10 protein-coding genes are annotated in these 12,914 nt (G+C 62.5%); 8 read left to right on the forward strand and 2 right to left on the reverse strand.

Going from position 1 to position 12,914, the window contains the following annotated elements; translation table 11 throughout:
• The first annotated feature begins 52 nt into the window (after positions 1 to 52).
• The 8 genes from RRU_RS07285 to RRU_RS07320 all read left to right on the forward strand — a co-directional run bounded on the left by RRU_RS07285 (position 53) and on the right by RRU_RS07320 (position 9,214).
• Positions 53 to 565, forward strand: coding sequence for a chemotaxis protein CheW (locus tag RRU_RS07285; RefSeq protein WP_011389154.1), 513 nt, complete (start codon positions 53 to 55; stop codon positions 563 to 565).
• Between the two features lie 14 nt (positions 566 to 579).
• Positions 580 to 2,289, forward strand: coding sequence for a methyl-accepting chemotaxis protein (locus tag RRU_RS07290; protein ID WP_011389155.1), 1,710 nt, complete (start codon positions 580 to 582; stop codon positions 2,287 to 2,289).
• 8 nt (positions 2,290 to 2,297) lie between these two features.
• Positions 2,298 to 2,837, forward strand: coding sequence for a chemotaxis protein CheW (locus RRU_RS07295; RefSeq protein ID WP_011389156.1), 540 nt, complete (start codon positions 2,298 to 2,300; stop codon positions 2,835 to 2,837).
• A gap of 27 nt (positions 2,838 to 2,864) precedes the next feature.
• The gene (locus tag RRU_RS07300) at positions 2,865 to 4,775 is read left to right on the forward strand and encodes a HAMP domain-containing methyl-accepting chemotaxis protein (RefSeq protein WP_014626164.1); all 1,911 of its coding nucleotides are present in this window, start codon (positions 2,865 to 2,867) and stop codon (positions 4,773 to 4,775) included.
• 76 nt (positions 4,776 to 4,851) lie between these two features.
• Positions 4,852 to 6,687, forward strand: a complete 1,836-nt coding sequence (locus tag RRU_RS07305; protein ID WP_011389158.1) for a methyl-accepting chemotaxis protein — start codon at positions 4,852 to 4,854, stop codon at positions 6,685 to 6,687.
• An 11-nt stretch (positions 6,688 to 6,698) separates the two neighbouring features.
• Complete coding sequence (locus tag RRU_RS07310) at positions 6,699 to 7,553, forward strand: CheR family methyltransferase (RefSeq protein ID WP_011389159.1); 855 nt, start codon at positions 6,699 to 6,701, stop codon at positions 7,551 to 7,553.
• A 3-nt stretch (positions 7,554 to 7,556) separates the two neighbouring features.
• Positions 7,557 to 8,648 (forward strand): protein-glutamate methylesterase/protein-glutamine glutaminase, encoded by a 1,092-nt coding sequence (locus RRU_RS07315; RefSeq protein WP_011389160.1) that lies wholly within the window; start codon positions 7,557 to 7,559, stop codon positions 8,646 to 8,648.
• Positions 8,645 to 9,214: a chemotaxis protein CheD gene (locus RRU_RS07320; protein WP_014626167.1), complete on the forward strand. Its 570-nt coding sequence runs from the start codon at positions 8,645 to 8,647 to the stop codon at positions 9,212 to 9,214. Before RRU_RS07315 ends, RRU_RS07320 begins: the two co-directional genes overlap by 4 nt.
• 115 nt (positions 9,215 to 9,329) lie before the next feature.
• Here the strand turns inward: RRU_RS07320 and RRU_RS07325 are convergent, their stop codons facing one another.
• On the reverse strand, positions 9,330 to 11,036 hold the full coding sequence (locus RRU_RS07325) for a methyl-accepting chemotaxis protein (RefSeq protein WP_011389162.1): 1,707 nt from the start codon (positions 11,034 to 11,036) through the stop codon (positions 9,330 to 9,332).
• A gap of 212 nt (positions 11,037 to 11,248) precedes the next feature.
• Positions 11,249 to 12,892: a lactate permease LctP family transporter gene (locus RRU_RS07330; RefSeq protein WP_011389163.1), complete on the reverse strand. Its 1,644-nt coding sequence runs from the start codon at positions 12,890 to 12,892 to the stop codon at positions 11,249 to 11,251.
• Between the last annotated feature and the right edge of the window lie 22 nt (positions 12,893 to 12,914).

Raw genomic sequence — 12,914 nt, forward strand, 5'->3', positions numbered from 1 at the left:
GTCATCGGCGCGCCCTTTTTCCGAAAGACGCGCGCAAGGGAGAAGTGTCGACATGTCTCTTTGGAATGGTGGTCGGTCGCTCGAGGTCCTGACCCTCGGCTTGGCAGGCGAAATTTTCGCGATCGAGGCCAGTCACGTCCGCGAAATTCTTGATCTCGTGCCCATCACCGAGGTTCCCAACAGCGCCGCTTTCGTCAGCGGCCTGATCAATGTCCGGGGCAAAGTGGTGCCCTTGGCCGATCTACGCTTGAAATTCGGCATGGAGCAGAAGCCGCCGACCATCGATACCCGCATCGTCGTTATCGAGGTGCTGGTCGATGGCGACCCGCTGATCGTCGGGATCCGCGCCGACAAGGTTTATGAAATCACCCAAGTGGCGGCGGGCGCCCTGGAAGAAACGCCGCGCATCGGCATGCGCTGGCGATCCGATTACATCACCTGCATCGGTAAGCGCGATGCGGACTTCATCGTCGTGCTCGATATCGGGCGGATCTTCTCCCAAGGCGAGTCCCGCGATGAGGCGATATTCGCCGGGTCGTCAACGGCTCCGCGCAGCCTCTCCTAAAAGGAGCCTTTACGATGCGCATTTCGATCAAGTTGAAGCTCGGACTGACCTTCGCCGTCATCATCGCCCTGTCAATGGTCACGGCGGGCCTGGGGGTCACCAGCCTTGCCGGGCTTGAGGCCAATCTGCGTGGCTTGGTTGATGGGCCGGTCCAGCGTCTGCAAACGGCGGAAAAGCTGCTGGTCGATGTTCTTCAGGTCATTCGCGCCCAGAAGAACATGATCCTCGCCGTCTCGCCCCAGGAGGCCGCTCAACACGAGAAGACCATCCTGGGCCTGCGGCCGCAGATCACCAACATCCTCGATCAGGCGGTGAGCGCCGCCACCCCCGAAGGCAAGCCGAAATGGGAAGCCTTTCGCGTGGCCTGGGGGGAATTCGCGCTGTTCGACGAAAAGGTCCGCGGCTTCGTCCGCGCCGGCGAACCCTTGAAAGCCCAGGAACTCTCGGTCAGCGAGGGTCGCCAGATCGTTGGCGATGTCGAAAAGCAAAATATGGATCTGGTCGACCTGAACCAGACCCAGATGGAGCAGGCCCAGGCGGACGCGACGGCCCAGTATGAAAGCTCCCGTACCTTTCTGCTGTCGACCATCCTCGTTTCCTTGATCATCGCCGTTGGCGCCGGACTGTGGATTTCCCTGGGGATCAGCCGTGGTTTGGGCCGGGCTGGTAGCCTAGCCCAGGAGGTCGCCGGGGGCGATCTGACCAAGACCATCGATAACGTGCCGCGCGACGAAGTCGGTGATCTGATCGGCCATATCAACGCCATGGTGAAGAAACTGCGCGAGGTGGTCGGCGAGGCCAATAGCGCCGCCGAGAACGTGTCCTCGGGCAGTCAGGAATTGTCGGCGACGGCCGAGGAATTGTCACAGGGCGCCACCGAACAGGCGTCCTCGGCCGAAGAGGCCTCGGCCTCGATGGAGCAGATGGCGGCCAATATCAAGCAGAACGCCGATAACGCCAGCCAGACCGAGAAGATCGCCCGCCAATCCTCGCTCGATGCCCAGGCCAGCGGCGAGGCGGTGACCCGCGCCGTGGTGGCGATGCAGACGATCGCCGAGAAGATCACCATCGTTCAAGAGATCGCCCGCCAGACCGATCTGCTGGCGCTCAACGCCGCCGTCGAGGCGGCAAGGGCCGGCGAGCATGGGCGCGGTTTCGCCGTCGTCGCTTCGGAAGTGCGCAAGCTGGCCGAACGCAGTCAGCTGGCGGCGGCCGAGATTAGCACCATGTCGTCGCAAACCGTGCGCGCTGCCCAGGAGGCCGGAGATATGCTTGGCCGGTTGGTGCCCGATATCAGAAAAACCGCCGAATTGGTTTCCGAGATCAGCGCCGCCTGCCGCGAGCAGGATATCGGCGGCGATCAGATCAATCAGGCGATCCAACAACTTGACAAGGTGACCCAGCAGAACGCCAGCGCCTCGGAGGAAATGTCGGCGACCTCGGAGGAACTGGCCGCCCAGTCCGAACAGCTTCAGGCCAGCATCTCCTACTTCCGCGTCGACGAGGGCAACGGAGGGACCCGCGCCATGCCGTCGCGACGGCTGTCCCGTCCCGTCGGCACCGCCCTGGTCAAAAAGCCGGTGGCGCGCGGCGGGCGGGTCGCCCTCGGCAACCCCGCCGCCGGGCGCAATGGCGCCAAGCGCAATGGGGCCGACACCGGCTTCACCCTTGATCTCGCCCAGGGCGGAAGCGACGCCCAAGACGTTGAATTCGAGAAGTATTGAGCACGGACATGGCTGATCAGAAAGACGTTTCCGGGGAAACCCAATTCGTCACCCTGGGGATCGACCGCGAAATTTTCGCGGTGCCGGTCGAAGCGGTGGTGGAGATCCTTGATATCCGGCCGATGTTCCGCATCCCCGAGACCCCGGCCTATTTCGCCGGGTTGATCGATGTGCGCGGGCGTGGCGTGCCGGTGATCGATCTGCGGCTGAAGCTTGGCCTCACCGCCGCCACGGTGACCGAGAACACCCGCATTCTGGTGCTCGATATCGCCGTCGGCGGCCGTCAATTGGTCCTTGGGCTGATCGCCGACAAGGTGTTCGAAGTCATGGGCCTTGACGTCGGCCAACTTGAGGCGCCGCCCGATATCGGTGTGGCCTGGCGCTCCGAGTACATCCGCGGCATCGGTCGCCGGGGCAATGATTTCGTCATTCTGTTCAATCTGCCCAAGCTGTTTTCGACGGAGGAGGTGGCGCTTCTCGCCCCCTCTCTCCTAACCCAGGCCAGTACGGCCGCCGAGCCGGCCGATCTTTCCCCCGGTTCCGTTTAGGAACGCTGAAGGCCAAGGATTTTCATGATGCGACTGTCGATCCCGCTGAAACTGGCATTCACCTTCGCCATCATCGTTATCCTGGCCATGGCGACGGCTGGACTGGGCATTCAGAAGCTGGGGGCCCTCAACGGCTCGCTTGTCGCCATGGTCGAAGGGCCGGTCCAAAGGATCCAACTCGCCCAGGAGCTTTATAGCGAGTTGGTGACGGTGTCGCGTTCCGAGAAAGCGCTGCTGCTGGCCGGTCCGGACACGCAGGGCCAATACGAGACGCGGATCGCCAAGGAACAACAAGGGGTGGAGACGCGACGCGACCAACTCGCCGCCCTGGCCACCGAGGAGAGCGCAAACGCGATCAGCGCCTTCACGCCCCTTTGGCAGCAGTACGCCACCTTGCAGTCCCAGATCATCGCCTTGGCCAAAAGCGGCCGCATGGAGGAGGCAATAGCCCTGTCGCGGGTCGATGCCCGGGCGGTGCTCGACCGCGCCGATACTACCCTTACCGCCCTGATCGAGAGCGAACGGGCGGCCATGACCCGCACCGAAGCCCAAGCCGCCAGCCAATATGCCGAGGCGAGGCTTCTTCTGATCGGGTTGATCCTGGTTTCGGTCTTGATCGCCGTCGTGGCGGCGACCTGGATCTCGCTTAGCATCAGTCGGGGCCTGCGCGGGACCATTCGGTTGGCCGAAGCGGTCAGTATTGGCGACCTTGATCAGACGGTCAGCGTCAAGACCAACGATGAGATCAAGGATATGGTCGATGCCCTCAACACCATGACCGCCACCTTGCGGGCGACGGCCAAAATCGCCGATACGGTTGCCGATGGCGATCTTTCGGTCGAGTCCAAGCCGCTGTCGGACAAGGACGCCTTGGGGATCGCCCTGCGGCGGATGATCAGCAGTCTGCGGGCGACGGCCGAGGTTGCCGACGCCATCGCCGATGGCACGCTGACGGTCGAGGCCAAGCCCCAGTCAGAGAACGATACCCTGGGGTTGGCGCTCAAGCGCATGGTTGAAAAGCTGCGCGAGGTGGTCGGCGAGGCGACCTCGGCCGCCGAGAATGTGTCCTCGGGCAGTCAGGAATTGTCGGCGACGGCCGAGGAATTGTCGCAGGGCGCCACCGAACAGGCGTCGTCGGCCGAAGAGGCCTCGGCCTCGATGGAGCAGATGGCGGCCAATATCAAGCAGAACGCCGATAACGCCAGCCAGACCGAGAAGATCGCCCGCCAATCCTCGCTTGATGCCCAGGCCAGCGGCGAGGCGGTGACCCGCGCCGTGGTGGCGATGCAGACGATCGCCGAGAAGATTACCATCGTTCAGGAGATCGCCCGCCAGACCGATCTGCTGGCGCTCAATGCCGCCGTCGAGGCGGCAAGGGCCGGCGAGCATGGGCGCGGTTTCGCCGTCGTCGCTTCGGAAGTGCGCAAGCTGGCCGAACGCAGCCAGATGGCGGCGTCCGAGATCAGCACCATGTCGTCGCAAACCGTGCGCGCCGCCCAGGAGGCCGGAGAAATGTTGGGCCGACTGGTGCCCGATATCAGAAAAACCGCCGAACTGGTTTCCGAGATCAGCGCCGCCTGCCGCGAGCAGGATATCGGCGGCGATCAGATCAATCAGGCGATCCAGCAGCTTGACAAGGTGACCCAGCAGAACGCCAGCGCCTCCGAGCAGATGTCGGCGACCTCGGAGGAACTGGCCGCCCAGTCCGAACAGCTTCAAGCCAGCATCGCCTATTTCCGCGTCGATGAGGGAAGCGGGGCCCGGCGGTCCACGCCGTCGGCCAAACCGCCAACCATCGGGCGCGTCGCGCGGTCGCTTGGCAAAGCGGGTGCGGCGCGGGGTGGTCCCGGGCGCAAAGCGGGCATGACGACCGGCTTTTCCCTTGATCTCGGTCACGGCGCCGGCGACGCCCAGGATGGCGACTTCGAGAAGTATTGAGATCGATGATGGGAAATGGCGATGGGGTTTCGCCAATCCTGTCATTCATATTTAAAATTCCGGGGAAGGTATCATTATGCGTGTCACAATCAAAATCAAGTTGGCCTTGACCTTCGCGGTCATCGTCCTTCTTTCCATGGCGACGGCTGGGCTTGGCATACAAAAGATGGGCGCCCTTAATGAATCGTTTGTCGCGATGGTTGATGGGCCGGTGCGGCAAATCCAGAGGGCCCAAGAGCTCTTTAGCGACTTGTTGACTGTGTCACGCTCGGAGAAAAGTTTGCTCGTCGCCGACACCCCAGAGCTTATTGCCATGTACGAACAACGGATCATCAAAGAACAGAAAGTTCTGGATGGTCATCGTTTGAAGCTTGAAGAAAACGCTACCGATGTTAATCGGCAGAACGTCGATATTTTCTCCGATCTTTGGCGAGAATATGCTGCTGTGCAGGGTAAAATCATCGCCCTTGCCAAAGATGACAGAGCGGGTGAAGCCGCCACTCTGTCGCGTGGTCAGGGGCGACAGATCCTTGAACGCGTTGACGCCACGCTTGTCGATCTGATCGCCGATGAGCAGAAGTCCATGGATCAAACCCAGGCTGACGCCCTCCGTCAATACGAAAGCGCCCGGCTGTTATTGCTTGGGGTCATCGCCGCCTCTCTTCTGATCGCCGTGGTGGCGGCGACTTGGATTTCGCTCAGCATCAGTCGTGGCCTGCGCAGCGCCATTGGTCTGGCCGAAGCCGTCAGCATCGGCGATCTCGATCAAACGGTCAGCGCCAAGACCAATGATGAGATCAAGGATATGGTCGATTCCCTCAACAAGATGACGGCGAACCTGCGGGAAACCGCCGCAGTCGCCGACGCGGTGGCCGGCGGCGATTTGACGGTCGAAGCCAAGCCCCTGTCGGACAAGGATACCTTGGGAATGGCGCTCAAGCGCATGGTTGAAAAGCTGCGCGAGGTGGTCGGCGAGGCCAATAGCGCCGCCGAGAACGTGTCGTCGGGCAGTCAGGAATTGTCGGCGACCGCCGAGGAATTGTCGCAGGGCGCCACCGAACAGGCGTCCTCGGCCGAAGAGGCCTCGGCCTCGATGGAGGAGATGGCGGCCAATATCAAGCAGAACGCCGATAACGCCAGCCAGACCGAGAAGATCGCCCGCCAATCCTCGCTCGATGCCCAGGCCAGCGGTGAGGCGGTGACCCGCGCCGTTTCGGCGATGCGGACGATCGCCGAGAAGATCACCATCGTTCAAGAGATCGCCCGCCAGACCGATCTGCTGGCGCTCAACGCCGCCGTCGAGGCCGCAAGGGCCGGCGAGCATGGGCGCGGCTTCGCCGTCGTCGCTTCGGAAGTGCGCAAGCTGGCCGAACGCAGCCAGACGGCGGCGGCCGAGATCAGCACCATGTCGTCGCAAACCGTGCGCGCCGCCCAGGAGGCCGGGGATATGCTCGGCCGTCTGGTCCCCGATATCAGAAAAACCGCCGAACTGGTTTCCGAGATCAGCGCCGCCTGTCGCGAGCAGGATATCGGCGGTGACCAGATCAATCAGGCGATCCAGCAGCTTGACAAGGTGACCCAGCAGAACGCCAGCGCGTCGGAGGAAATGTCGGCGACCTCGGAGGAACTGGCCGCCCAGTCCGAACAGCTTCAAGCCAGCATCCCCTATTTCCGACTTGATGGCGCAGGAAGCAATTCGCGGCCAATTGCGACGCGTCCGACAACACGCCCGGCCCACGCTCCCACCACCGGGCGCAAGCTGGCCGCCCTTTCCGCGCCTTCCCCTGCGGGAAAAACCAAGACGGCCTTGGCTCGGAAAGTGCATAGTGCTCCTACCGAGACCAATGGATACGCCCTTGACCTCGCTTCCGGGGCGAGCGATGCCCGCGATAGTGAATTCGAGCGTTATTGAAGGGACGATGCATGACGACGACGACGGGAAATCTTGACCATCTGAGCATGCGCGATTTCCGTCGTCTGGCGACGTTCATCCACGACTACAGCGGCATCAAGATGCCGGATTCGAAGAAGACCATGGTCGAAGGACGCCTGCGCAAGCGGGTGTCCGCGACCGGGGCGGCCCATCTGACCGATTACTGCCGCCGGCTTTTCGATGAGGGGGGGCTCGCCCAGGAGACCCTCTATCTGATCGATGTGATTACCACCAATAAGACCGAGTTCTTCCGCGAACCCCAGCATTTCACCTTCCTGGCCGAGCGCGCCTTGCCCCAGATCGTCGCCGCTCGCCGGGCCGGGCCGCAGACGCTGATCAAGGTGTGGAGCACCGCGAGTTCGATCGGCGCCGAGCCCTATACCCTGGCCATGGTCCTGGCCGACGCCAGCCAGAAGCTGGGCGGGTTCCGTATCAACATCCTGGCGACCGATATCTCGGTGCGCGTGCTTGAAACGGCGGCGACGGCGATTTACCCGGAAGGCATGATCGCCCCGGTGCCGATGGACATGCGCAAGCGCTATCTGATGCGCTCAAAGGACGCGACGCGCGCTTTGGTGCGGATCGTTCCCGCTTTGCGCCGCATCGTGCAATTCGGTCGCTTGAACCTGATGGACAGTTCCTATCCGGTCGATCAGGACCTGGATATCGTGTTCTGTCGCAATATGCTGATCTATTTTGACAAGCCGACCCAGCAGGCGGTTCTGACCAGGCTGTGCAGCCATTTGCGCCCCGGAGGATATCTGTTCCTTGGACATTCGGAATCCCTGGCGGGGTTTGGCTTGCCGCTGAAAGCGGTCGGTACCACCGTTTTTCAACGCGAGTAGCCCATGCCCCGCAAAATCCGTGTCCTGATTGTCGATGATTCCGCCTCCGTTCGCCAGACGATGACCGAGATCCTGGAATCCGATCCGGGGATCGAGGTGATCGGCACCGCGCCCGACCCTTATGTCGCCGCCCGGCGCATCCAGCAGGAAGTGCCCGATGTCATCACCCTTGATGTCGAGATGCCGCGCATGGACGGCATCACCTTTCTGCGCAAGATCATGGCCCAGCGGCCGATTCCGGTGGTCGTGTGCTCCTCGTTGACCGAAACGGATTCGGAAACCGCCTCGCAGGCCTGGGAGGCCGGGGCGGTCGAGATCATTCTCAAGCCCCGCGTCGGCACCGCCCAGTTCCTTCTGGAATCGAAAATCCATATCTGCGACGTGGTCAAGGCCGCCGCCGGCGCCCGTCTGCGCTCCATGCCCGCTGCGGGGCGCGCCAACCGGCCAAGGGTGCCCGAAAAGAAGCTGACCGCCGACGCCGTTCTGCCGCCGCCGGTGGCCGGGCGCAACGCCATGGCCAGAACCACGGAATCGGTCATCTGCATCGGCGCCTCGACCGGCGGCACCGAATCCCTGCGCGAGGTGCTGGAAGCCCTGCCGGCGGCCAGCCCGGCCATCGTCATCGTCCAGCACATGCCCGAGAAATTCACCGAGGCGTTCGCCCGCCGCCTCGATAGCCTGTGTGACATGGAGGTCAAGGAGGCCGTCGATGGCGATACGGTGATGCGCGGCCGGGTGCTGATCGCGCCGGGCAACCACCACATGTTGCTCCAGCGCAGCGGAGCGCGGTACTATGTCTCGGTCAAGGATGGTCCCTTGGTCTCGCGTCACCGTCCTTCGGTCGATGTGTTGTTCCGCTCGGCGGCCAGTCACGCCGGTTCGAACGCCGTGGGCATCATCATGACCGGCATGGGTGACGATGGGGCGCGCGGATTGCTCGAGATGCGAAAGGCCGGCGCCTATACCATCGCCCAGGACGAAGCCACCTCGGTGGTTTTCGGCATGCCGAAGGAAGCGATCGCCCTGGGGGCGGCCGACAAGATCCTGCCGCTCGAGATGCTGGCGATGGAAATTCTGCGCGCCGGTAACCGATGACCTGTCTTTCCCCGTTGTGGCAGGGCTTTTCGCCGATGGTCAATTCGATGCCCAAGCCCTTTCTGACCCCTGGAACGCTCTATTGCGGCGCCGCGCCGGCGGTCATCAGCACGGTATTGGGATCCTGCGTGGCCGTCTGTCTGATCGATCGCCATAACCGGGCGGCGGGGATGAACCACTTCGTGCTGCCCCACAATCCGGCCGGCGAGGACAGCCTGCGCTATGGCGATGTGGCCCTTGACCGGTTGCATGCCCGCATGGGCGAATTGGGCTGTGAAACCAAGGATCTGCGCGCCAAGGTCTTTGGCGGCGCCGCCGTTCTTCCCTTCGGGGCGACCGGCGACAGCGTTGGCACCAAGAATGTCAAGATCGCCATCGAATGGCTGCACGCCCAGGGCATTCCCACCCTGGCCCGGCGGACGGGTGGCGAAAACGGCCTGCTCATCCGCTTTTATACGGCGACCGGCCGGGTCCTAGTCAGAACGATCCAATCGGCGATCACCATCGACCTGGGCGGAATCTCGCCAGCCTTTGATTCCCGCCAATCCCCGTTTTTCCAGGAATAAGAGTCAGGCCGCGCGAAAGCAAATCCCGAGCGCTCTGGAGGGGAGTACCACGAGGATTTGCTTCCCTATCAAGGGCTTGGCGCGGTGAGGGGGCGGGCGTCGGCCGGGGGGCGCCTTAGGTCGAGCGCACCTCGCTGAGGAACAGCGCGACCTCGCTTCTCAGCGTTTCGGAATTGCGCGCCAGTTCGCTGGCCGAGGCCAGCAGTTGTTCGGCCGCCCCGCCGGTCGAGGCCACGCTTTGGCTGACGCCCATAATATTATGGGACACGTCGCGTGTTCCCTGGGCGGCCTGCTGGACGTTGCGGGCGATTTCCTGGGTGGCCGCTCCTTGTTCCTCGACCGCCGAGGCGATGGACGAGGAAATCTGGCGCACCTGATCGATAACGGTGGTGATGCCCTTGATCGCCTCGACCGTGCGGCGGGTTTCTTCCTGGACGGCGGCGATCTGCTGGCCGATCTCCTCGGTCGCCCGGCCGGTTTGATTGGCCAAGCCCTTGACCTCGCCGGCGACGACGGCGAATCCCTTGCCGGCCTCGCCGGCGCGGGCGGCTTCGATGGTGGCGTTGAGCGCCAGCAAATTGGTTTGCGAGGCGATATCGTTGATCAGCTTGACCACGGCGCCGATGCGGTCGGCGGTACTTGCCAAGCCTTGAACCATGGCGTCGGCGCGGGCGGCCTCTTCCGAAGCCGCCGTCGAGATCCGCGTTGATTCCGAAACCTGACGCGATATTTCGGAAATCGACGCCGAGAGTTGCTCGGCGGCCGAGGCGACCGTCTGCACATTGGCGGTCGCCTGTTCAGCGGCGGCGGCGACGGTGGTCGTCTGCGTATTGGACTGGCTGGCCGAGCGCGACATCGATTGGGCGGTGGCCTGCAATTCGGTCGAGGAGGCCGAGACGCCCTTCACCACGTCCATCACCCGGGATTCGAAGGAATTGGCCAATTGGGTCATGGCGTCGCGGCGCTCTTTTTGCACCCGCAGGTCGGTCTGCTTGGCCTCCTCCTCCATCTCGCGGTTCTTTTGCATATTGGTCTTGAAGATCATGACGGCGCCGGCCATCGCCCCGGCCTCGTCGCGGCGCTCAACCCCGGGAATGGCCACGGCAAGGTCGCCTTGAGCGATTTTCGCCATCGCTTCTCTGAGGCGGGCGAGCGGGTGAACGATGCCCACCAGGGCGACGAAAAAGCTCAAGGCCATGCCGACCACCAGACCAAGGCCGGTCAGCGCGCGCGATAACCAGATGGTGTTAGTGGATTGAGCGCTTAGCTCACCCGAAATCGTGTCGATGCGGGTCAGCGTCTCGTTGCTGAAGGACTCGAGGCGGTCATAAATCCCGAGCACCAACGGCCGGCCATCGGGTCCCCCCCAGGTCGCCCGGGCCACCGTGTCATGATCGGCGGCGGCGGCGCGTTTCACGGCGATGGTGGCGGCGCTGGTTCTTTTGATCCGCTCCAGGATGGCGCGGACCTCGTTGACCATGGCGTCGGCCTTGCCATCGCCGGTCTGCTCGATCTTGTCGAGACTTTTAGCGATAAGGGTCTGCAGATCAAGAAGCGACGACGCGATCTTGTCGAGATTGGAGGGCGGTTCTCTAATCAACAGGACGTTGTTCATTTGCCGGCCGATGTTTTGAATATCGCCGCGCGCCCGTAAAGCTTCGGTCGCGATAATGACCTCGTTTTCCAGCAAGGCGGAATAATCGGTGTCGATTTTGTTTATTTGGATGCCGTTCAAGGTCGCCAGAGCCACCATGATCCCGGCCATGACGCAGAAAACAACAATGAATTTCGTTACGATTCGGCTATTGGCGAGAAGGGCCATGACGGATCTTTCCTTACCAAGGGGGCCGATCCCGTCATTTTGACCGAGCTATCCCGAACGCTTGGCCGCCCCCCATTGGGGACAGGCCAAGAGCCCGCTCTGAAAAACGGAATCTACACCTATTAGGTCATATCCCTTGTGGTATGCCAAGGCCCGTCATCACGGTGGGCGGGCGGAAAGCCAATCCGGGCTTGCCGCCCGCCCGCGCCTTTTTAAGGAATCATCCAGGGGAAGACATAGGCTTGAAGGGTGGTCATCACGCAGATGATTAGCAGGAAGAACAGGCTGTGTTTCAGGGTGAAGCGGAACAGATTGGCCTCGTGACCGATCAATCCGACGGCGGCGCAGGCGACGGCGATCGATTGCGGCGAAATCATCTTGCCGGTGACGCCACCGGTGGTGTTGGCCGCGACCAACAAGACGTCACTGACGCCGATTTGATGGGCGGTGGTCGCCTGCAAGGCGCCAAACAGGGCGTTTGACGAGGTGTCCGACCCGGTCAGGAAGACGCCCAGCCAGCCGAGAACCGGCGAGAAGAAGGGGAAGCTGTCACCCGCTCCGGCCAGCAGCAGGGCCAGGGTCGTCGACAGCCCCGAGGCGTTGGCGACATAGGCGAAGGCGAGAACGGTGCCGATGGTGTAGATCGGCAGCTTCAATTCGCGGAAGGTCTCGCCCAGGGTTTTCAGGCCGTCGGTCGGACGCATCGACAGGGCGACGATGGCGATGATGGCGGCGATCAGAATGGCGGTGCCGGTGGCCGATATCAGGTTCAGCGTATAGACCGCCGGAACCTCTTTGATCGTCGGCACGATCGGCGGAACCTTGGCGATCAGGTTATGCAGGAAGGGCACTTCCCAGGTCAGATTGGTGAAGGCCAGTTCGGCGCCCTTGGCGAACAGGGCCTTGAAGGGCTTGAGGCTCCACAGCGTGACCATCAGCGTCAGGATGAGGAAGGGCGACCAAGCCCGCAGGATCTGGCCCAGGGAATAATCATGGGCGTGGCGTTCGGCCTCGGTGGTGTCCTTGAAGCGGAAAATACGCTTGGGCTTCCAATATTTCAGGAAGACGGTGATGGCGATCAGGCTGACCAGGGCGGAAATGATGTCGGGCAGTTCGGGGCCGATGTAGTTGGAGGTCAGGAAGACGCAAAGGGCGAAGCTGCCGCCGGCGACCAGCACCGCCGGCCATGTCTCCTTGACGCCCTTCCAGCCATCCATGATGAAGATCAGCCAGAACGGCACGAAAACCGCCAGGAACGGCAATTGGCGACCGGCCATGGCGCCGATCTTGAAGGTATCGACGCCCGAAACCTGTCCGGCGACGATGATCGGAATGCCGACCGCGCCAAAGGCCACCGGGGCGGTATTGGCGATCAGGCACAGCCCGGCGGCATAAAGCGGATTGAAGCCCAGGCCAACCAACAGGGCGGCGGTGATCGCCACCGGGGCGCCGAAACCGGCCGCGCCTTCCAAGAAGGCGCCAAAGGAAAAGCCGATCATCAACATCTGTAGGCGCTGGTCTTCGGTGATCGAGATCACCGAGGCGCGGATGATGTCGAACTGGCCGGTCTTGACCGTGACCTTATACAAAAACACCGCGGCGATGATGATCCAGGCGATTGGCCACAGGCCGAAGAGAAATCCCTGGATCCCCGACATCAGGGCCGAGGCCACCGGCATCTGGTAGAAAAACACCGCGACGGCCAAAGCCAGCAGCACCGTGATCGTGCCGGCCAGAGCGCCCTTCATACGAAAGACCGCCAGGGCGACAAAGAAGAAAATGATGGGAATCACCGCGACAAGCGATGAGAGCCAGATGTTTCCAAAAGGGTCGTAAACTTGGGTCCAGGGTTGCATGAATCCTCCCGATTTTCATGGA

Source organism: Rhodospirillum rubrum ATCC 11170, from assembly GCF_000013085.1.
Classification (GTDB): domain Bacteria; phylum Pseudomonadota; class Alphaproteobacteria; order Rhodospirillales; family Rhodospirillaceae; genus Rhodospirillum; species Rhodospirillum rubrum.